We start from the raw sequence: 20,396 nt of genomic DNA, 5'->3' as shown, positions 1-20,396 counted from the left end.
GAATCCTGTGCGTCTTAATATGTGAAAGACGCGCATTTGTTATCATCATCCCTGTTATCAGAGATGTTAATTTGGCCACAGCAATGTGGCCTTTTCTTTTTATTGGCCGCCATGAAGCAGCAAATATTCTTCAAAGCTTAGTTGATCTTTGAGTTCCAGATCACGCTGGCGCTGCCATGAAGCATCTCGCTCTGCGCTTAATTGCTCTTCTGTCAGTAATTCCAATGGTTCATTTTGCAGCATCTCCTTGTATCGCTCCGCGAGTTCAAGGCCAATACCACCAATACCACCAATACCACCTTCTTTCATCGCTTGCAAAATACGCGCGGAGAATGTCAGGCTTGGATCATCAAAATACGCCACAAGCTCATCACAAACTTGTTGATATTCAGTACTGTCTTTGCCATCCAGCACTTCTGCAACACGGCGCAGGTCTGCAAACAGATCTTTTCCGACCTTTTCCAGCGGTTCACGGGTATCGTTGCATCCCCTGCCAATCGTCTGCCCCGGCTTACGCCCTTCTAAAATAACCCGATTCCAGTTCTTACGGGTACACAGTAGTTCATCACTGCTCATTTCAGGCGCATCGGCCAATACACACCAAATCAGGAATAGATCGAGGAACCGTGCCTGTACTGCATCAACGCCAATCGGTGAGAATGGGTTAATGTCCAGAGAGCGCACTTCGATATATTCAATGCCGCCACGTAGCAAAGCATCTGACGGTGATTCGCCAGCCCGGGTAACCCGTTTTGGCCGAATAGGGGCATACAATTCATTTTCAATCTGCAATACATTGGTATTCAATTGCAGATGACGGTCACCGTCTTTTAGCCCCAGTGCTGCGTACTCTTCTGATGGCGTTTGGATCGCACGTTTCAGCCCAGCAACATAGGTGTGCAGGTCATTAAACGTGATACCCAAATTGCTTTGTGATTTATTGGTATAACCCAAATCACTCAGACGTAAAGAGGTGGCATAGGGCAAATAACACATCCCCTTATCATTACGCTCGAAGGGTAATGCCGTCTCGCGCCCTTGCAGGAACGATGAGCAAATCGCCGGTGAAGCACCAAACAGATATGGAATAACCCAACCAAAACGGTAGTAGTTGCGAATCAGTCGGAAATAGCCCGCTGAGATCTCTTCCTTACCGCTTTTTTCATCGGTGACACCTGCCCATGCCTGCCAAAACTCCAGCGGCAAAGAGAAGTTATAGTGCACTCCAGAGATAGTTTGCATCAACGCACCGTAACGGTTTTTTAAACCTTCACGGTAAAGTGTTTTGAAACGGCCAATATTAGAAGAACCATACTTAGCCAATTCAATATCCTGCTCAGCCTCAATAAAGCAAGGCATACTGAGCGGCCACATACGTTCATCACCCAGTTTACGTGCCGTATAACGGTGGATATCACGTAAAAAAGTCAGCAAATGGTCAATATCACCATCGACTGGAGTAATGAATTCCAACAATGCCTCAGCAAAATCAGTGGTAATCCATTGATGTGTCAGGGCTGCACCCAATGACTCTGGATGACCCGTCGAGGCTAATTGGCCATCGGCAGTCACTCTCAATGTTTCCCGCTCGATACCGCGACGGATCCCTTTCAGGGCTTTAGGGTGCGCTTCCAGCCAAGTTAGCGCGTGTGATACATCCGGGATCAAATCGACCTCCCGCTCTTGAAAACCATAACTCGCCAGCATACTGAAACTGCATCGAGGTGACTATGTAAGTTTGTCACATTCTTTACTGCCACCAGGCGATTCCTTGCAACGTAATTACCGTTAATACGATATAACGTAATGCTTTTCCCAAACACAGAAAAAAAGCCACAAGACCCCAGGGCATTCGCAACCAGCCTGCCAACACACACATCAAATCGCCCACTATCGGTAGCCAGCTCAATAACAAAGCCGCTGGGCCAAAACGTTGGAGCCAGCCTAATGCTGTACTCATCCCCCGCTGTGGCTTTAGCTCCGGTAATAAACGTCCTATAACAACATTTGTTAGCCCCCCAAGGGTATTTCCGACAGTGGCAGATAACACCAGCATCATTGCCGGCGCACTACCTGCCGTTAATAGAGTGACTAACAGAATTTCAGAATTTCCGGGTAAGAGCGTCGCACTGAGGAAGCTACTCCCGAATAAAGAAGCAATAGCTAGCGTACTACTCACAACAGGCGCACATCAACTATTGCCATATTGGCCCTTTTAGCCGCTTCAACACCAAAGTCAGCATCTTCGAAGACGACACATTTATCTGGCTGCACGCCGAGTAACTGCGCACAGCGTAAAAATGTCTCAGGCTCTGGTTTATGTTTGGTGACATCATCAGCACCGACAACGGCCGCGAAATAACCGCGCAGACCCAGATGACACAAGAGCATCTCTGCCATAGCATGCTCGCTTCCTGTCCCTACAGCCATAGGTATACGCCCATGATAGGCTTTAACCACGTCTATGAGCGGTAGAGGCTTCACATTATCCAACAGCATCGTCTTCACTAATGCTGTTTTCTCAGTGGCCAATAAATGAGGATCCAAATCAGATTGATGATTAGCGATGATTGCCTGGGCAATTCGCCAAGTCGGTGCGCCATTCAAAGCCACCATCGCTTGATCATCGAAATGCATACCATAAGGCGTTAGCACCTGACGCCAGGCCTGACGATGTGTGGACTCAGTGTCCAGAATGGTGCCATCCATATCAAAAATCAGGCCTTCGTAGCGATCGTACATCGTGGCCCCGCGCCTAGGAATAAATGAAAAGCTACTTTATCGCAAACTAACTAAATTGTCGCTTACTGTATAATTGCATGAATTTACTTGATAAATAATAAATTCAGCTTAATAAAGTTGCTATTTGATATAGAAGAAACCAATGAGTTGAAGCGTTGATTACGAGATAAAAGAATTCAGGTATTTCGTTTTGCTGGGCTATAGGGAACATGAAGCAAAAACTAAAAAGCAGAAAACCCCGCCGTAGCGAGGTTTCTTAATATGGTGCACCCAGGAAGATTCGAACTTCCGACCGCTCGGTTCGTAGCCGAGTACTCTATCCAGCTGAGCTATGGGTGCGATTTTTATTTCTAATTTTACGGAGGCGTTTCAGCAAGTGAAACTTAACAACAAGATGTATGACCTAGAAGATGGTGCACCCAGGAAGATTCGAACTTCCGACCGCTCGGTTCGTAGCCGAGTACTCTATCCAGCTGAGCTATGGGTGCAATTAATTCTTTGACACTACCTGATGTTCATTTGACTATTTCACCATACTGCAAAATATGGTGCACCCAGGAAGATTCGAACTTCCGACCGCTCGGTTCGTAGCCGAGTACTCTATCCAGCTGAGCTATGGGTGCATAGTAAATGGCGGTGAGGGAGGGATTCGAACCCTCGATACAGCTTTTGACCGTATACTCCCTTAGCAGGGGAGCGCCTTCAGCCTCTCGGCCACCTCACCATACGCTTCTTTCGAATTGTGCCTGACTTGCTTTTGAAGAAGCTCATCGGCACTGCGTGGCGCACATATTACTTTCCCGCACTTATAAGTCAAACAATTTTTCCCAACTCACGTTCATTTGCACAATTCACACACAACATGACCAGTTTGACGTCAAAAAGAGTGTTTTATCAACAGGCAAGATAGTGTTTATTGCGGCGTAATTCGATAGAGGAAAAAATAAAACTCTCACCAGCGGCCAATTAAAGAGATTGAAAATAGAAAATTATTACAGGGAGAAGAAGGTTAAAAGGAGATAAAACAGCAGAACTGAGGAGAATAGACAGCAGTAGCGTCTCGTATAACACGAGACGCTGCTTCAAAATCAGTAAGTCGTCGGTTGAGACTTTTCTGCTTGGATGCGCTGGTAGATCTCTTCACGGTGAACAGAAACCTCTTTCGGAGCATTTACACCAATTCGAACTTGGTTGCCTTTAACCCCTAATACAGTAACCGTAACCTCATCGCCAATCATGAGTGTTTCACCAACTCGACGAGTCAGAATAAGCATTCTTTGCTCCTTGAAAAATTAAAAGAGTCGGGTCTCTCAGTTTCCCCGCCATTATCCATCATACACCGTGAAAACGTAAGCCATCACATTCACATAAAATGTAAGTAGCTTGGTCGAGTCTCTAACTAATACAAGTTTAGCTGAAGCAAACAACTTTGCGTTTAACTTTGTTTTCGAACTATGACATGAAAATTGAAAAACGCCATACCCAGCATAGAGATATGGCGTATTGATTTAATAGGTCATTACTTGCTTATAACCGGGAAGCTACCCAAGCGTCTACGCTTGCCAATGCCGCTGGCAATGCCAGAACATCAGTACCACCCGCTTGTGCCATATCAGGCCGTCCACCGCCTTTACCGCCCACTTGCAGGGCAATATCTGCGATTAACTCACCTGCTTTTACTTTTCCGGTAAGATCTTTGGTTACACCAACAATCAGGCTGACCTTATCATCCGCTGTTGTTGCCAGCACAATAATGGCCGACCCCAGTTGATTTTTAAGATCATCAACCATGGTACGCAGCATTTTTGGTTCAACATTGTCTAACTGACTAACGAGTAACTTCACACCGTTAACCAATTTCGCACTTGATGACAATGACGCACTTTCTTGAGCGGCTTGTTGATCTTTCAGTTGCTGGAGTTCACGTTCCAGCAGTTTACTGCGATCTAACACGGCACGGACTTTATCTGCCAAATTATGGGTATCACCCTTCACCAGATGAGCAACATCCGCCAGCAGGTCAGTTTGCTGGTGTAGCAGTGCAATAGCCCCCTCTCCAGTGACTGCCTCGATACGGCGGATACCTGCCGCCGTACCTGATTCAGACAGGATGCGGAACAAGCCAATATCACCAGTGCGGCTGGCGTGAATACCGCCACACAGCTCAGTTGAGAAATCGCCCATGGTTAATACTCGTACCTGGTCGTCATACTTCTCACCAAACAGGGCCATCGCCCCTTTTTCTTTGGCCGCATCCAGTTCCATCACTTCTGTCTGGACTGGCAAGTTACGGCGAATCTGCTCGTTGACCAGATCTTCTACCTGACGAATTTGTTCTGGCTTCATCGCTTCAAAATGAGAGAAGTCAAAACGCAAATACTTGTCGTTAACTAACGAGCCTTTCTGAGCAACGTGCTCACCCAGCGTTTTACGCAATGCCGCATGCAGTAAATGGGTTGCGGAGTGGTTCAACCGAATGCGATTACGACGTGCGACGTCAACCTGAGCATCAATACTGTGGTTAACTCGCAGAGTGCCTTGAGTCAATTGCCCCAAGTGACCGATAGCCTGACCGTATTTCTGAGTGTCCGCTACCACGAAGGTGGCGGTAGCATTTTTAAGTTCGCCTTTGTCACCAACCTGACCACCAGACTCACCATAAAATGGTGTTTGATTCAAGACAACAACTGCCTCTTCACCGGCATTAATTTCATCAACGGCTACCCCGTTGCGGAACAATGCGGTAACGGTAGCTTGTTGATGAACATGGTCATAACCCGAGAACTGGCTCGCGCTATCAACACGGATCATACTATTATAATCTGCACCAAAACCACTGGATTCGCGGGCACGACGACGCTGAGCTTCCATCGCTTGTTCAAAACCAGCTTCATCCACTTTCAGATTACGCTCACGACAAACATCAGCAGTTAAATCAACCGGGAAGCCGTAAGTATCATATAAGCGGAAAGCCGTCTCACCGTCGAGGGTGTCACCGGTCAATTTACTGAGCTCTTCATCCAGCAGGGCTAAGCCACGCTCTAAGGTGCGCGCAAACTGCTCTTCTTCAGTTTTCAGAACTTGTTCAACCATCGCCTGCTGTTGTTTCAATTCAGCAGCAGCAGATCCCATCACGGCAATCAACGGAGCAACTAATTTGTAGAAGAAAGTCTCTTTAGCCCCCAACATGTTGCCATGGCGAATAGCGCGGCGAATAATACGACGCAAAACATAACCACGGTTTTCATTTGACGGGATAACCCCATCAGAAATCAGGAAGGCACAAGATCGAATATGGTCAGCGATGACACGCAGCGACTTGCTGGAAAGATCGGTTGCACCAGTGGCTTGCGCCACCGCTTTAATCAAATCGCGGAACAGGTCAATCTCATAGTTAGAATTAACGTGTTGTAATACCGCAGCAATACGCTCAAGCCCCATACCGGTATCAACCGAGGGCTTAGGCAATGGCAGCATAGTGCCATCTGACTGGCGGTTAAACTGCATGAAGACGAGATTCCAGATCTCAATATAGCGATCGCCATCTTCTTCTGCCGACCCAGGAGGTCCGCCCCAGATATGGTCACCATGATCAAAGAAAATCTCTGTGCATGGACCACATGGACCGGTATCACCCATTTGCCAGAAGTTATCTGACGCAAAAGCACCACCTTTGTTATCACCGATACGAATGATACGTTCACGAGGAACACCAACGTCGTTAGCCCAGATTTCATAGGCTTCATCATCGGTTTCGTAGACGGTTACCCAAAGTTTTTCTTTTGGTAAGTTAAACCACTGTTCGCTGGTCAATAATTCCCAAGCGAAACTGATAGCATCATGTTTGAAATAATCACCAAAGCTGAAGTTACCCAACATTTCGAAAAATGTGTGATGACGCGCGGTATAACCTACGTTTTCCAGATCGTTATGCTTACCACCTGCACGCACACAACGTTGAGAGGTCGTTGCACGAGAATAGGCCCGTTTATCCAAACCTAAGAAAACGTCCTTGAACTGGTTCATCCCCGCATTGGTAAACAACAGCGTCGGGTCATTATTGGGAACCAAAGAGCTGCTTGATACAACCTGGTGTCCCTTGCTATGGAAGAAATCGAGAAACGCTTGACGAATCTCAGCGGTGCTCTTGCTCATAATTGCCCCAGAAACAAGCTAAAAGAATGGCCCGCAAGCATATTGCGCATCAATTATTGATAACGCAGTGGGTAAGCTCACGAACAAAAAGTGGGAATAAGATAAATTTTCTTCGAGGGGAAGTAAAATCCCGCGTGCATTCATTCGACAAAATCATTGTAAATCGACTGAATTTCTTCTTGGAAGAAGCCACGATAGAGGAGATAACGCTGAACTTTCGCCTTTTCTTTCCACTCAAGAGGTAAAGTTTCACTAAATTTACGCTGTGCGACTTCTTTTGCGAGCAGACACCAGTCGATTTCACTGATTTCAAAAGCAGCTTGAATTAGTTCTTTATCGACCCCTTTTTGCATCAATTCCGAACGGATGCGCTGTGCCCCATATCCTTTCCGACTACGGCTATTAATATAACTGGTGGCAAAGCGGGAATCGTCTAACCAATCGTGTTGGTAGCAATAAGCAATAACTTGTTCGATAGCTTGAGGATCAATATCTTCGACAGGTTTGCTATTTTCACCGCTGGTGCGCCTACCCCAATTCCCTTTTGCCGAAAAAGGCTGGGCTGCAAGCTTACGGCGCAACTCCGATTCACTATGATCACGCTGAGAGAGTAATCTCATGGCACGGCTTAACAGGTCATTCATATACCCTTCTTACTTGAGGTTACTGCTGTGTTAGCGGCTCTCACTCGCCCGAATTACTGACAAGGGTCAGTTCATCGGAACTCATTCGTTGGCTACCTTGCTGTAATCAAATTATTTTGGGTAACAGCCTTCTCTCTCGGCGTTGCAGGTAGGTACGGGCTCTGATTATTTTGGATATGAGCAGGAGTGGAGAGCTGAATACGAATTGCTATTTACTTACTCAAGCGGCCCAATTAATGGGCCGCTTGTTAACTACTTAATCTGCTGATACTAACGCGCTGTTTTAACCTTATTAATTAAAACTCTTCGCTAGTTTCATCAGTCTCATCGGCAAATGCTGCTGTTGCTACAGGTTGTTCGCCGTTCCCACCGTTAAGTAGCATTTCACGCAGTTTTTTATCCAACTCTGCCGCAACCGCTGGGTTTTCTTTTAAATAGTTGCTGGCATTCGCTTTACCTTGACCAATTTTGTCGCCGTTGTAGCTATACCATGCACCTGCTTTCTCAATCAGTTTGTGTTTAACACCCAAATCAACGAGTTCGCCGTTAATATTGATGCCTTCACCGTACAGAATCTGGAATTCAGCTTGTTTAAATGGCGCTGCAATTTTGTTTTTCACAACTTTAACGCGAGTTTCGCTACCAACAACTACATCGCCTTCTTTTACTGCGCCAATACGGCGAATATCCAAACGCACAGACGCGTAAAATTTAAGTGCGTTACCACCGGTGGTAGTTTCAGGGTTACCAAACATAACGCCGATCTTCATACGAATCTGGTTAATGAAGATCAGTAAGGTATTCGCATTCTTCAAGTTACCCGCCAGCTTACGCATAGCCTGGCTCATCATACGTGCCGCAAGGCCCATGTGAGAGTCACCGATTTCGCCTTCAATCTCGGCTTTAGGCGTCAATGCAGCAACCGAGTCAACGATGATAACGTCAACAGCACCAGAACGAGTCAATGCATCACAGATTTCCAATGCTTGCTCACCAGTATCTGGCTGAGAACAAAGCAGGTTATCAATATCTACACCTAATTTTTTGGCATAAATTGGGTCAAGAGCATGCTCAGCATCGATAAATGCACAAGTCTTGCCTTCACGCTGTGCGGAAGCAATAACCTGTAACGTTAGCGTTGTTTTACCTGATGACTCAGGACCATAAATCTCAACAATACGCCCCATTGGCAAGCCACCGGCTCCCAATGCGATATCAAGAGAAAGGGAACCGGTAGAGATGGTTTCAACATCCATTGAGCGGTCTTCGCCAAGGCGCATAATAGAGCCTTTACCGAATTGTTTTTCAATTTGGCCCAGTGCTGCTGCTAACGCCTTTTGTTTATTCTCATCAATAGCCATTTTTACTCCCTCTCTGGTATGCAGGGGTTACCCCTACCATTACCACTGAATGTTGTTTTATGCAGGAAATTACCGCTAATTATACTGTACAATCATACAGTATCAAGCCTATTTTTACAGAAAATCATCGAATAGTGTTTGTAGCGCGAAAACAGCCGCTTGCAGCCTTACTGCATCGCGATCACCGGGGAAAATCTGTTTGCATGCCAAAATCTGCCCTTCACGTGCCGCGAAAGCAAACCATACCGTACCAACCGGTTTATCCGCACTGCCACCATCAGGCCCGGCAATGCCACTAATAGATACCGCGAAGTCAGCATTCGCTTCTCTCAATGCTCCGAGCGCCATCTCTCGTACTACGGCTTCACTCACAGCACCATAATTTGCTAACGTGATTTCGTCCACACCGAGCAAATCGTGTTTGGCTGCATTACTGTATGTCACGAAACCACGGTCAAAGTACGCTGAACTCCCCGCAATATCAGTTAATGCTTTGGCCACCCAACCCCCTGTACAGGACTCAGCACAGGTCACCCAGGCACCACGGGCCTTTAGCTTATTCCCGATTGCAATACTGAGCTGGCGTAATTGTTTCTCGCTCATTGTTGCCCCCTACTCTAATAAAATCTCCCGCCGCCGATAGTAGCACTTCTTTAGCCCGTAACGACAACCACTGTCAGTTATGCGAAACCTCTCGCAAGGAGGAATGAAAAAAAGCGCTTTCCCGTACAAAGCTTTACCTCACAGGCTTAGCTGTTAGTATCAAAAGGGCTGTTTGAATTTATCGGCAACGTAGGATGCGGCAAGTTGCATCAGGGGTACTGGATAGTTATCCGGGATGATGAACTAAGGACGAGATAGTGAAAAAAACGCTTAACGCCTTTTTCCCACTTTATAGTGCAACCGTTTTGATGTTGCTGGGTTCAGGCTTATTGACGACCTATATTTCGCTAAGGTTGACCGCCATCCATGTCTCAGGTGCATTAATTGGGGCAATTATTGCCGCAAATTATATTGGTCTGGTGATCGGTGGCAAGGTTGGCCATTTCCTGATTGCCCGCGTAGGCCATATTCGCGCTTATGTCGCCTGTGCCGGTATTATCACGGCAGCCGTGTTAAGCCATGGACTTACTGAATACATCCCCGCATGGGTAGTTCTGCGCTTGATTATTGGCCTCTGTATGATGTGTCAGTTTATGGTGCTGGAAAGTTGGCTCAATGATCAGGCAGCCTCTAATCAACGCGGTATCGTGTTTGGTGTTTATATGGCTGCAACCTATGCCGGTATGGCGTTAGGTCAGGTGGTATTAATGCTCCAACCTGAGTTGGGTCTGAGCACCCTGATGATTATTGCGCTATTTTTTGCCCTTTGCCTGGTGCCTGTAGCCCTAACAACGCGCAGTAATGCCCAACAAATGTCCCCAGCCCCTATGGAGCTGAAATTCTTTATCAGTTCAATTCCCAAAATACTGGCATCAACTTTGGTAATTGGCATGATTGTCGGCTCCTTCTATGGTCTGGCACCGGTCTATGCCAGCCTGCAATCGCTATCAACGCAGGAGACCGGCCTGTTTATGGCATTATCTATCTTTGCCGGTTTAGTGGCCCAACTTCCTCTCAGTTGGTTGTCCGATCGCTATAACCGCACGCTACTGATCCGTATTAACGCATTATTACTGGCATTAACTGCACTGCCGCTGGCCCTGGTGCCCCATATCTCGTTCCATTTTTTACTGGGTCTGGGGTTTGTCGTCAGCATGTTGCAGTTCACCCTCTACCCACTGGTGGTCGCTCTGGCTAATGACCTGATTGCACCAGAGCGGCGAGTGTCACTGGCGGCATGCTTACTGATGTCATTTGGCGTTGGCGCCAGTATTGGGCCGCTCGCTGTAGGTGCCCTGATTCAGCCATTGGGTGGCAATATTCTATATGCATTCTTCGTACTGTGTGGTGTGAGCCTGATAACACTGAGCAGAACGGTGAAACAAGATCAGGACGAATTCGTTAACGATGCCCCGGTTCCACACATGGCAATACCGGACAGCCTGGTCAGTTCCCCACTGTCACCAGCGCTGAACCCTAGCTTTGACGAGCAAATGATCCACGATGTTATGCCGCCTCCTGACCAACAAGAAGAAGTAGAAAAAACAGAGGAATCGTCTGCAACAGACACACCTAACGCCCCGTAACTCGGGGTATCAGTTTGTTTGTACAGCCTCTCTGACGTTAAAATTCGGTACAGCTTGTTATTTATTCAGCTTTGAATAAAAATACCAGCATCAGATAATTAGCGGGACGGAACCATGTCGAGACAAGATGAGCAACGGTTGCTGGTGAAAATAGCCACGCTGTATTACAGCGAAGGTATGAAGCAATCTGAAATTGCTGACAGCCTGCATTTATCTCAATCTTTTGTCTCCCGAGCGATCACCCGCTGCGTTAAAGAAGGAGTGGTGAAAATCAGCGTGATTCAGCCTGCCAATATGTTTATTGGTATCGAATCACGGATTCAAAAACACTATGGAATCGATCAGGCCATTGTGGTGGATATTGCTGATGACGCCAACCCAGTCCAAATAAAGCAAGCTATTGGTTCTGCTGCTGCCCATTACATGCAAACCAGTATTCGCCCAAACGATATGGTGGGGATCTCTTCGTGGAGTAGCACTATCCGGGCGATGGTTGATAATCTTCATCCGCTTAACATCAAAACCAGCGGGGTTATCCAATTACTGGGAGGGGTTGGCCCCAATGGTAATGTGCAAGCCACCTTGTTAACTCAAGCATTAGCCAATATTTTAAATTGTCCGGCTTACTTGCTGCCCGCTCAAAGTATTGAACGTTCGACAGAAGACCGCGCACGCTTGATATCCAGTGGTGAAGTTGCCGATGTAGTGAATAAATTTGCCGAAGTTGATCTGGCATTGGTGGGAATTGGTGATCTGGAGCCATCACAGCTATTGAGAAACTCCGGTAACTATTATCACGAAGAGATGCTCAAGTTACTGGCAGAGCGTGGGGCCGTGGGTGATTTATGTCTGCATTATTTTGATGCTGCTGGCGATGCGGTACTTAGCGATGAAGAAGATCCAGTGATTGGTATGTCGCTACCACAACTGCGTGCCTGCCCCCGAGTGGTAGCGCTGGCAGGAGGGGTAGGGAAAAGTGCTGCCATTCGTGGTGCACTGACGGGTAACTATGTTGATGTATTGATTACCGACAGGTTAACCGCCGAAACCTTACTTTAAAGCGACTGTGCTCGGTTAATAATCACCATAATGATTCACCGCGCCCTCCCTGGTGCGGCATTTGATAATGTCATTGAAACTAAAGCGGCGACTTCCCATGCCAGTAACAATCAACTCCCAGATACTTACTGAATGCTTCTTGCAATACCTGAGCCGTAGCTGAATGGTTCATTGCCACATGGTGTTCGAAACCATTATTACAGATATGCGTAAGTAAGCTTTCCAGCTGTGGCACTTCCACTACCGCACGGCAACCCACGGTATCTAACTCGTCACTGACAGAACGGCCTTCACCGACATAAGCCCGAACCCGACCGGTAAAATCATCAGAAGAGAGGCGGAAATAGGTCAATGGCCCGGATTTCATGCGGCCATGGACAGCACCACAGGTATTCTCGCAACCTACAGTTGTTCCGATAATATCAGCGGTGCCCATGGTTGAGCTTTCCAGACTTTCACTGGCAAAGTTGCCACAGTGGAATAACACACATTTATCACGTTCTGCGCCAAAGTTATTATTCCAGTCAGCAATTGAGGCCGGCGCCAGTGAGCAACTCGCCAGTGCATACATCGATAGTGCCCCCATTACATCCACTTCACAGGCACTTGGCATCAGTTGCCCGGACATCACGCTCATAATGGAACAGACGTTGATACCCAAATTCTGTTGCAGCGAGGTCCAGCACTGCATGGCGGTGGTATCGATATCGTTGGCGATAATCCATTCACTGATAACCACAAACAGTTTCGCCATTTTGTGTAACTTATCTTGTGGGATGGCACTGGTGTCACCGTTGGCTTTTAACAGCGCCAGTTTTTCACCAACACGAATATCGTTATCACTGAGATTAGCGACGCGGAAGAACACTTCGGATAAATCGAGCGTTTCAACAGTAATGCCCAAATTCTCCAATAACTTCTCGCTGTAGCGCACAGTATTAAAGTTAGTTGGACGAGCACCAATAGCCCCGACACGCACCCGTTTCATGGCATGCACCACACGGCACAGTTGTACAAATTGTTCGACGTCGTGGCTAAATATTTCGCTGTTTAGACTACAAACATGCTGCTTGGTCAATGTGAATGGAATGCCATATTGGCGCAGATTGTTACATAACGAGATTTTGCCGCAGAAGCTGTCGCGACGCGTCGCTAGCCCCATTTTATCCAGCGCATCTTCTTCAGCCTGTACTAATACCGGTACTTTAAGGCCCGAAAGGCGAATAGTATCTGAGACACTTTTTTCATCACCAAAGTTGGGCAGAATCACCACTACACCATGGATCTCTTCGCTGTGCTTACGGAATAACTCGGCACACACGTTGGCATCACGCCAGTTTTCAACCCCCCCCAAGGGGGTTTGCTCTTCATTGAGCATAATGATGTTGATGCCCAGTCTATCAAACAGCGCCTGAGCATCACGGCGCGCGTCAGCCACCAGATAGCTTGGGAAAAACCCCCGGTTGCCGATAATCACCGCGAAAGTTAACTTACGAGGTATTGCTGACATATGCTTACTCCTAGTGTGGGTTATTTCGGCTGAAAACGCGCACGCGCGATGGCCGTTTGCCAGAGGCTATAGTTATCTTGCATCTCCGCACTTTGAGCGCGCGGTTCGATGTATTCCACTTCACGGGGAAGTGTGGCTAATTGCTGGTTATCCTGCCACCAGCCAAGGGTTTTCCCGCCTAAATATGCCGCCCCCAGTGCCGATACTTCGGCGGTATGGTTGCGTATCAACGTGCGCTGCAACAGGTCGGCTTGAAATTGCATCAACCAGCGGTTGCTGGTCGCTCCACCATCTACCCGCAGCCGTTCAAGACGATGGTTGCCAGCCCGCTCCATAGCAAAAAAGACGTCGGCTATTTGGTAGGCGACCGACTCTAACCCGGCGCGGGCTAATACCGCAGGGGTGGTAGCATCGGTCAAGCCGCAGAACAGACCACGAGCCTGGCTATCCCAATAAGGCGCCCCTAATCCCGAGAGGGCTGGAACAAAATAGACGCCCTGATTACCTGACTGACTTTGCGCCATCTCGGTCAAGTGCGCTAAATCCGTGATACCTAGCATGCGTGAAACCCACGCCACCCCCGAACCGGTATGCGTGATATTGCCTTCGAGGGCGTAACGTAGTTCACCGTCATGCCAGGCAATGGTGGTACTCAGGCCATTGCTCTGTGTTACCGCCTGCTTCACGGTAGTCATCAGGGAAGAGCCGGTACCATAGGTCGCTTTGATTTCGCCCGCACGGTCACCGCCCTGCCCATAGAGTGCAGCGTGGGAGTCGCCGATTTGTGCCACAATCGGTATCCCCTGTGGCAAGCCAATAATACCGGTATTACCGGTATGTCCGTGGATAGCCGCCGAGGGTAATACCGCAGGCAGACAAAGACTGGGAATACCAAATAGCGCCAGCAGGTCAGGATCCCATTGGCCGGAATGAATATTAAACAGTTGGGTACGGGCTGCATTGGAGAAATCGGTCGAGAAACTTTGGCCGCCACTGAGCTGCCAGGTTAACCAACAGTCGATGGTTCCGACGCACAGTTCACCGTGAGCCGCACGCTCCACACCACGTGGGATTTCTGCCAGCATGCCGTGAACCTTGGCGGCCGGAAACAGCGGATCAATCGGCAATCCAGTGCGTTCGGCAATCATTGCCGCCTCCGGTAACTGGCTCAGCGTTTGACAGAAAAGCTCTGAGCGCCGACATTGCCAACTCACCACTGGCGTCAGTGGTGTGCCGGTCTCCCGCTCCCAAATCAGCACCGACTCACGCTGGTTACTGATGGCAACACCGGCCACCCGCGCACCTGCCAACTGGTTCAGACAGCCTTCGATTGCCAAAGAGACCGCCTGCCAGATAGCCAGCGGGTCCTGCTCTGCCCAACCAGGCCTTGGGTGATTCAACAGAAGAGGCACTGAAGCCTTCGCCAGAATCTGCCCGGCAGTGTCCACTGCAATGGCTTTGGCATTGGTGGTGCCTTCATCAATAGCCAGAATAATCGGCGTTGACATGATTACTCTCCTCGGCAAAACCGCAGAGCATGCGCTACAATGCCTGCCGCATCAAAACCATGATAGGCACGCATATCTGCCCTGTCGGCAGCAATCGCATAGCCGCCATCAGGAATACCTAATCTCACCAATGGGATCCCACTGCCCGCTTCGGCCAACACTTCAGCCACCAAACTGCCCACACCACCATTAATGTTGTGCTCTTCGATGGTAATCACCCGCTGACTCTTCTGGAGAATGGCTAACAGTTGCTGAGTATCACACGGACGAATAGAAGAAACGTTGACCACCGCAGCAGAAACGTTGTTATCCGCCAGTATCGCGGCAGCGCTTACAGCCTCATGCACTGTAGAACCCATCGCTACCAGAGCAATATCCTGACCATCCTGCAAGACATCAATCTGCCCCGGTACAAAGTGGTAGTGCTCATCATGGAGTTGTGGCAAGGATTTGCCATCCAGACGAATATAGACCGGTCCCTGATGGGCGATAGCATAATCAATTATTTGACGGCACTCTTGTGGGTCAGAGGGAGCATAAATTTCGATATTGCCAAAACCACGTAAGATAGAAATATCATCGATACAGTGATGAGTACTGGCCAGCGGCCCGTAACTGGCGCCAGAATTGAGACCGAACAACTTAACATTGCTATTGTTGTAGCAAACATCGATTTTTAGCTGCTCATTGGAGCGTGAAATCAGGAATGGCGCGGCATTACAGGTTACTGCAACTTTCCCGCCCATGGATAAGCCCACGGCGGTGCCGACCATCGCTTGTTCGGCAATACCTACGTTAACCACGCGATCAGGGAAGCGAGCAGTAAACGGCCCGATTTTCGCCGTCGAAGTGGAATCAGCCACCACCGGAACCAGATCAACACCGTTATCCACGGCTTTGATAAACTGCTCAACCATCACTGAGGCCAAATGTTCTGCATTACTCATCGCTCAATTCCTCCAGTGCCAGATCAATTTCAGCACCTTTCGGCACCCGGTGGTGCCACTCCACGCGCCCTTGAATAAAGGAGATACCGGCACCTTTTTCGGTGTTGGCAATCACCACATTGGGTTTACCCTTGGGTTGTAATGCCTCCAGTGTTTCCACCACCGATTGCATGTTATTACCCTGGCATTCCGTTACTTCTAAACCAAATGCACGCCATTTATCCGCCAACGGGTCGGTATTCATAATTGACTTGGTGGTGCCCGCCAGTTGGAGTTTGTTTTTATCGTTAATGATTATCAGATTGTCTAACTGATAGTGAGCAGCCACTAATGCCGCTTCCCAGTTACTGCCTTCGGCTAATTCACCGTCGCCGGTCAGAACAAACACTCGGCGTTTGCTGTTGGCGCGTTTTGCCGCTAATGCGATCCCGACTGCGACCGGCAAACCATGTCCTAGCGCGCCGGTATTTAATTCGATCCCCGGCGTTTTGTGTTTTACCGGATGGCCCGGCAGATGAGAGTTAGCGTGTTGATAAGTTGCCAACCATTCCTCTGGGAAATAACCCGCTTCCGCCAGACAACAGTAATAGCCGCCAACGGCATGGCCCTTAGATTGCACATAGATATCGCGCTCAGGATCAGTTAACCGGTCAGGTGCGCAATTAAGGATGCGGAAATAGAGTGCGGTCAGAATCTCTACCTGCGAAAGATCAGCACCGGTATGCCCCCCTGCGGGGCTGTTCGCATTAAGCAGGACGATCCGGCGGCGGATAGCCCGCGCCTTTCTCACCAGCTCATCGATTGACAGTGAATACGGATTCATGACATTACCTCTCTTATATTTTCCTTCGCCATTGAATTTTTACTCATTGGCGAATATTTATTCTTGATGGTGCTAAAAAATAGCTTTCATCAAGCCTGACCGGAAAGCCTCCTCCGGCGTTACCTCTTCAGTGTTCTGCGGCTTAGGGCAAGGTGTTACCCCATCAGCCCATTAGCCGTTATGGGTTCTTTATGCCTGCTCGCTTTTGCCCACTTGCGCAACTACGTTGGCTTTTTGCGACACAATTGCTGCTTTATGCTGCATACGGTTTTGCATCTGGTCGATAATCACAGCCACAATAATTACGATACCTTTAATAACCATTTGCCAGAATTCACTGACCCCCATCATCACCAGCCCGTCAGCCAAAATACCGATAACAAATGCGCCGATCAGTGTGCCGAGGATGGTGCCACGGCCACCGGCCAGAGAAGTTCCCCCCAATACCACGGCCGCTATCGCATTCATCTCAAAGCCGCTGCCGTTCGCAGGGTGGCTGGCCACCAATTGAGCGGAAACAATGATCCCGGCAATTGCCGCACAGAAACCGGAAATGGTGTAAACCCAAACTTTGACCTGCCGGACTTTGACACCAGACAGTTCGGCTGCTCTCTCGTTATCACCGATAGCGTAGACATGGCGACCAAAAGGTAGGCGACGCGCTACATAGGCAATCACCAGAGCCAAAATGAACATGATCCAGATAGCGATCGGCAAACCCAGTAACGTGCCGGACCCGAGCAGATCAAAACCGGTGTTTCCAAGTTGTGGATTGCCCTGTAAGCCTGGGAAGGTTTCACCGCCAGAAATCAGCATCGCCGCACCACGAACCACATACATGGTACCGAGGGTGCAGATAAACGGCGCGACGTTATAGCGGGTTATAATCCAACCATTGACCGCGCCAATCAGTGCACCGATGACCAATACCACCGGGACCACCACCCAAACACTGGGGAAAATGGCAATACCAAACATCGGTAATACAATACCTTGGGTGATCATCCAGCCCGCAATCATGCCGCACAACCCCAAGGTGGCCCCGATAGAGAGGTCAATCCCTGCGGTGATAATGACAAACGTGATGCCCAGTGCGAGGAAGGCATTGATCGCGATATGCTTCACCATAATTATCAAGCTGCCTGTCGCCAGAAAGCCCGGTACCATCACGGAGAAGAAACCAAGAATCAAAAACAGGGCAATAAAGGTGCGCATCTTGAGCAGAAGCAGCAGCATATTTTCCCGTGACCACGACGCGCCACCGGGCCGGTGACTCGCCAACGCAGTGCCAGTTGTTGCTTTCATCATTCGAACCCTTGTGCACTTGCCGTAACCAATGCCGATTCACTGGCCGACTGACGGGATAAGTTCGCGGTCAGCTTGCCATTCGACATCACCAGTATGCGGTCAGATACCGCCATGATCTCTTTCAGATCAGAGGTTGAGAACAAAATACCAATCCCCTGCTCAGAGAGTTTCACCATCATTTCAAACACATCAGCTTTCGCACCGACATCAATGCCTCGCGTTGGCTCATCCAACAGCAAAATGTTTGGACTGGTCAGTAATGAGCGCCCTATCACCACCTTTTGCTGATTACCGCCACTGAGAGCCTGAATCTCTACTTCCGGTGAAGAGACTTTGATCGACAAATCCCCGATAACCGATGCCACCACTTGTGACTCACTCTCTTGCCAGATAGTGAAGCTGTGTTTTAACCGACGCCATAAGCTGGAAATGGTCAGGTTATTGGCCACCGATGACACAGGGAAAATACCGGTTTTTTTACGGTCTTCCGGTACCAGACTCATTCCCAGACGAATGCGCTCTGCGGTTGAGGTCTTGGCATTAATCGACGTGCCATTGAGCCGGATAGTGCCAAGGTAGCTCTGCTGCGTGCCCAGCAGACATTCAAACAATTCGGTACGACCTGCCCCCATCAACCCATAGATGCCGACAATTTCACCCGCCCGCACTTGCAATGAGACCTGATTCACTACCGTGTTGCCGGATTCATTGATTAACGTGACGTTATCAACCTCCATCATCGGCGCACCAAATGTACGGTCCGGGTGAAGAAAACTGGAAACCGGGTCACTGCCCAGCATTTCACGGACAATCCACGGTACATCAATATCTTTTACCGCAGCTTCAGCCTGAAAACGGCCATCACGCAAAATAGTGATGTAGTCACCAATCGCCATCAACTCTTCCAAACGATGTGAGATGTAGACGATGGAAACACCCTGTCGCGTCAGTTCGCGAATAACCCGAAACAGGATATCAACTTCGGTTTTACTCAACGCCGACGTCGGCTCATCCAGAATCAGAATATCCGCCTGTTCTGCCAGTGCTTTGGCGATTTCAATCAATTGCTGTTGGCCTACTTTCAGGTTTGATACCATTTCTTTCGGCGAAATAACCTGATCAAGACGCACCATTAACTGTTCAGCAATCAGCTCCTGCGCTGCCTGATTAATGGGTTTCAAGCCTTGCTGAATCTCACGCCCCAGAAAGATGTTTTCCGCAACATTGAGGTTTTCCGACAGGTTCAGCTCCTGATGAACCATGCCAATACCCAGCGCCGCAGCCTCACGAGTATTGGCAATACTCACCGCATTACCATTCAGGTAGATTTGGCCGGATGTTTGTTGCTGTACCCCAGCCAAGATCTTCATTAAGGTAGATTTTCCGGCGCCATTTTCGCCGATAATCACATTCACTTTGCCGCGATAAACGTTATAACTGACGGCATCTAGCGCCAATGTGCCAGGAAAACGCATTGAAATGTCCTCAGCACGCATGACGATGTCAGGTCTGTGATCCATTAGTGGCTCTCCTTATTCAAACTGAGCGGCACACCATTGCTCAGACCGGTAGGGGTGAGTGTCACCGCTGCCAATACCTCGACTTGCTGCCCGACCCAACTGGCATCGGGTTTTGCCACATCCTGCAAAGCACGCTTGCTTAATGCTTTAGAGAGCTGGGCGTATTGCACCTGATTTTTAAAATCTTCGAAGCGGATAAACGTTGATGCATCACGAATGGCATTACCTTTGACGATTGGCCCCACTTGCAGCACTTGTTCATCACCGTCAATGGCCAAACGAATCAACCCTTCCCGCCCTTCTGTGTCTACCGCCATCACTTTGCCGTTAAAACGAACAAAACGACTTTGGCTATTTTTCCCTGCTGCTGGCTGACTTTGTTGCTGCTTTACCTGCTGCCAACTGAGCGCATTGCTATTGGCAAACGGCATAACTTTACTCACCCAAATGGTGGAGGCGACTTTGTCCGGTGGCTGGTTATAGTCACTGACCACCGCGTTAGGATCGACTGGCAGAATCGGTTTACCGTTTTCATCCAAATCAACCACGGTACAAGCCACCAGCACCGTACTGATAACCAACAAACCGCCTGCTTTCGATAAGGCACTGAACCACATACTGCCTCCTGTC

17 protein-coding genes and 4 tRNA genes are annotated in these 20,396 nt (G+C 48.7%); 2 read left to right on the top strand and 19 right to left on the bottom strand.

Going from position 1 to position 20,396, the window contains the following annotated elements; genetic code table 11:
• Window positions 1–99 precede the first annotated feature (99 nt).
• From gshA to pncC, 12 genes are all read right to left on the bottom strand, one after another.
• Entirely contained in the window at window positions 100–1,707 is a 1,608-nt protein-coding gene (gshA, locus tag Q2T72_RS04790; RefSeq protein WP_372568733.1) for a glutamate--cysteine ligase, read from the bottom strand.
• Between the two features lie 43 nt (window positions 1,708–1,750).
• The gene (locus Q2T72_RS04785; RefSeq protein WP_083160242.1) at window positions 1,751–2,179 is read right to left on the bottom strand and encodes a YqaA family protein; all 429 of its coding nucleotides are present in this window, start codon (window positions 2,177–2,179) and stop codon (window positions 1,751–1,753) included.
• Window positions 2,176–2,742 carry a fructose-1-phosphate/6-phosphogluconate phosphatase gene (yqaB, locus tag Q2T72_RS04780; protein WP_083160244.1) on the bottom strand — a complete coding sequence of 189 codons (567 nt, stop codon included), beginning with the start codon at window positions 2,740–2,742 and terminating at the stop codon, window positions 2,176–2,178. The genes Q2T72_RS04785 and yqaB overlap by 4 nt, the downstream gene beginning before the upstream one ends.
• Before the next feature lie 262 nt (window positions 2,743–3,004).
• Window positions 3,005–3,081, bottom strand: a tRNA-Arg gene (locus tag Q2T72_RS04775).
• A 72-nt stretch (window positions 3,082–3,153) separates the two neighbouring features.
• Window positions 3,154–3,230 (bottom strand) — tRNA-Arg (locus Q2T72_RS04770).
• Between the two features lie 58 nt (window positions 3,231–3,288).
• Window positions 3,289–3,365: transfer RNA gene (locus Q2T72_RS04765), tRNA-Arg, on the bottom strand.
• 8 nt (window positions 3,366–3,373) lie between these two features.
• Window positions 3,374–3,466, bottom strand: a tRNA-Ser gene (locus Q2T72_RS04760).
• Between the two features lie 364 nt (window positions 3,467–3,830).
• Complete coding sequence (gene csrA / locus Q2T72_RS04755) at window positions 3,831–4,016, bottom strand: carbon storage regulator CsrA (RefSeq protein ID WP_002209449.1); 186 nt, start codon at window positions 4,014–4,016, stop codon at window positions 3,831–3,833.
• A gap of 253 nt (window positions 4,017–4,269) precedes the next feature.
• Entirely contained in the window at window positions 4,270–6,897 is a 2,628-nt protein-coding gene (gene alaS, locus Q2T72_RS04750) for an alanine--tRNA ligase (RefSeq protein WP_372568732.1), read from the bottom strand.
• Window positions 6,898–7,037: 140 nt separating this feature from the next.
• Window positions 7,038–7,541, bottom strand: a complete 504-nt coding sequence (recX, locus tag Q2T72_RS04745) for a recombination regulator RecX (RefSeq protein ID WP_083160248.1) — start codon at window positions 7,539–7,541, stop codon at window positions 7,038–7,040.
• A 296-nt stretch (window positions 7,542–7,837) separates the two neighbouring features.
• Complete coding sequence (recA, locus tag Q2T72_RS04740) at window positions 7,838–8,902, bottom strand: recombinase RecA (RefSeq protein ID WP_083160250.1); 1,065 nt, start codon at window positions 8,900–8,902, stop codon at window positions 7,838–7,840.
• A 114-nt stretch (window positions 8,903–9,016) separates the two neighbouring features.
• Window positions 9,017–9,505 (bottom strand): nicotinamide-nucleotide amidase, encoded by a 489-nt coding sequence (pncC, locus tag Q2T72_RS04735; protein ID WP_083160252.1) that lies wholly within the window; start codon window positions 9,503–9,505, stop codon window positions 9,017–9,019.
• A gap of 257 nt (window positions 9,506–9,762) precedes the next feature.
• On the opposite strand from pncC, the gene Q2T72_RS04730 reads away from it, so the two are divergent.
• Both Q2T72_RS04730 and Q2T72_RS04725 read left to right on the top strand, forming a co-directional pair.
• The gene (locus Q2T72_RS04730) at window positions 9,763–11,091 is read left to right on the top strand and encodes an MFS transporter (RefSeq protein ID WP_083160254.1); all 1,329 of its coding nucleotides are present in this window, start codon (window positions 9,763–9,765) and stop codon (window positions 11,089–11,091) included.
• 114 nt (window positions 11,092–11,205) lie between these two features.
• Window positions 11,206–12,150 carry a sugar-binding transcriptional regulator gene (locus Q2T72_RS04725; RefSeq protein ID WP_083160256.1) on the top strand — a complete coding sequence of 315 codons (945 nt, stop codon included), beginning with the start codon at window positions 11,206–11,208 and terminating at the stop codon, window positions 12,148–12,150.
• 79 nt (window positions 12,151–12,229) lie between these two features.
• Here Q2T72_RS04725 and Q2T72_RS04720 read toward each other — a convergent pair whose 3' ends face one another.
• From Q2T72_RS04720 to Q2T72_RS04690, 7 genes are all read right to left on the bottom strand, one after another.
• The gene (locus Q2T72_RS04720; RefSeq protein WP_372568731.1) at window positions 12,230–13,660 is read right to left on the bottom strand and encodes an L-fucose/L-arabinose isomerase family protein; all 1,431 of its coding nucleotides are present in this window, start codon (window positions 13,658–13,660) and stop codon (window positions 12,230–12,232) included.
• Window positions 13,661–13,680: 20 nt separating this feature from the next.
• Complete coding sequence (locus Q2T72_RS04715; protein WP_372568730.1) at window positions 13,681–15,168, bottom strand: FGGY family carbohydrate kinase; 1,488 nt, start codon at window positions 15,166–15,168, stop codon at window positions 13,681–13,683.
• 2 nt (window positions 15,169–15,170) lie between these two features.
• On the bottom strand, window positions 15,171–16,115 hold the full coding sequence (locus Q2T72_RS04710; RefSeq protein ID WP_083160263.1) for a transketolase family protein: 945 nt from the start codon (window positions 16,113–16,115) through the stop codon (window positions 15,171–15,173).
• A complete protein-coding gene (locus tag Q2T72_RS04705) occupies window positions 16,108–16,938 on the bottom strand; it encodes a transketolase (RefSeq protein ID WP_005181977.1) in 831 nt (276 codons plus the stop codon). Before Q2T72_RS04705 ends, Q2T72_RS04710 begins: the two co-directional genes overlap by 8 nt.
• Before the next feature lie 189 nt (window positions 16,939–17,127).
• Window positions 17,128–18,243, bottom strand: a complete 1,116-nt coding sequence (locus Q2T72_RS04700) for an ABC transporter permease (RefSeq protein WP_372559834.1) — start codon at window positions 18,241–18,243, stop codon at window positions 17,128–17,130.
• Complete coding sequence (locus Q2T72_RS04695) at window positions 18,243–19,766, bottom strand: sugar ABC transporter ATP-binding protein (RefSeq protein ID WP_083160267.1); 1,524 nt, start codon at window positions 19,764–19,766, stop codon at window positions 18,243–18,245. The genes Q2T72_RS04700 and Q2T72_RS04695 overlap by 1 nt, the downstream gene beginning before the upstream one ends.
• Window positions 19,766–20,383 carry a DUF2291 family protein gene (locus Q2T72_RS04690; RefSeq protein ID WP_372568729.1) on the bottom strand — a complete coding sequence of 206 codons (618 nt, stop codon included), beginning with the start codon at window positions 20,381–20,383 and terminating at the stop codon, window positions 19,766–19,768. Before Q2T72_RS04690 ends, Q2T72_RS04695 begins: the two co-directional genes overlap by 1 nt.
• Between the last annotated feature and the right edge of the window lie 13 nt (window positions 20,384–20,396).

This window comes from Yersinia sp. 2466 StPb PI (assembly GCF_041538325.1).
In the GTDB taxonomy this organism is placed as follows: domain Bacteria; phylum Pseudomonadota; class Gammaproteobacteria; order Enterobacterales; family Enterobacteriaceae; genus Yersinia; species Yersinia enterocolitica_E.
This window is presented reverse-complemented; position numbering and strand designations above follow the sequence as displayed.

Coding starts and splice junctions, on each gene's coding strand:
- gshA (WP_372568733.1), bottom strand. CDS start 1,707: ATGCTGGCGAGTTATGGTTTTCAAGAGCGGGAGGTCGATTTGATCCCG.
- yqaB (WP_083160244.1), bottom strand. CDS start 2,742: ATGTACGATCGCTACGAAGGCCTGATTTTTGATATGGATGGCACCATT.
- csrA (WP_002209449.1), bottom strand. CDS start 4,016: ATGCTTATTCTGACTCGTCGAGTTGGTGAAACACTCATGATTGGCGAT.
- alaS (WP_372568732.1), bottom strand. CDS start 6,897: ATGAGCAAGAGCACCGCTGAGATTCGTCAAGCGTTTCTCGATTTCTTC.
- recX (WP_083160248.1), bottom strand. CDS start 7,541: ATGAATGACCTGTTAAGCCGTGCCATGAGATTACTCTCTCAGCGTGAT.
- recA (WP_083160250.1), bottom strand. CDS start 8,902: ATGGCTATTGATGAGAATAAACAAAAGGCGTTAGCAGCAGCACTGGGC.
- pncC (WP_083160252.1), bottom strand. CDS start 9,505: ATGAGCGAGAAACAATTACGCCAGCTCAGTATTGCAATCGGGAATAAG.
- Q2T72_RS04725 (WP_083160256.1), top strand. CDS start 11,206: ATGTCGAGACAAGATGAGCAACGGTTGCTGGTGAAAATAGCCACGCTG.
- Q2T72_RS04720 (WP_372568731.1), bottom strand. CDS start 13,660: ATGTCAGCAATACCTCGTAAGTTAACTTTCGCGGTGATTATCGGCAAC.
- Q2T72_RS04715 (WP_372568730.1), bottom strand. CDS start 15,168: ATGTCAACGCCGATTATTCTGGCTATTGATGAAGGCACCACCAATGCC.
- Q2T72_RS04710 (WP_083160263.1), bottom strand. CDS start 16,115: ATGAGTAATGCAGAACATTTGGCCTCAGTGATGGTTGAGCAGTTTATC.
- Q2T72_RS04705 (WP_005181977.1), bottom strand. CDS start 16,938: ATGAATCCGTATTCACTGTCAATCGATGAGCTGGTGAGAAAGGCGCGG.
- Q2T72_RS04700 (WP_372559834.1), bottom strand. CDS start 18,243: ATGAAAGCAACAACTGGCACTGCGTTGGCGAGTCACCGGCCCGGTGGC.
- Q2T72_RS04695 (WP_083160267.1), bottom strand. CDS start 19,766: ATGGATCACAGACCTGACATCGTCATGCGTGCTGAGGACATTTCAATG.
- Q2T72_RS04690 (WP_372568729.1), bottom strand. CDS start 20,383: ATGTGGTTCAGTGCCTTATCGAAAGCAGGCGGTTTGTTGGTTATCAGT.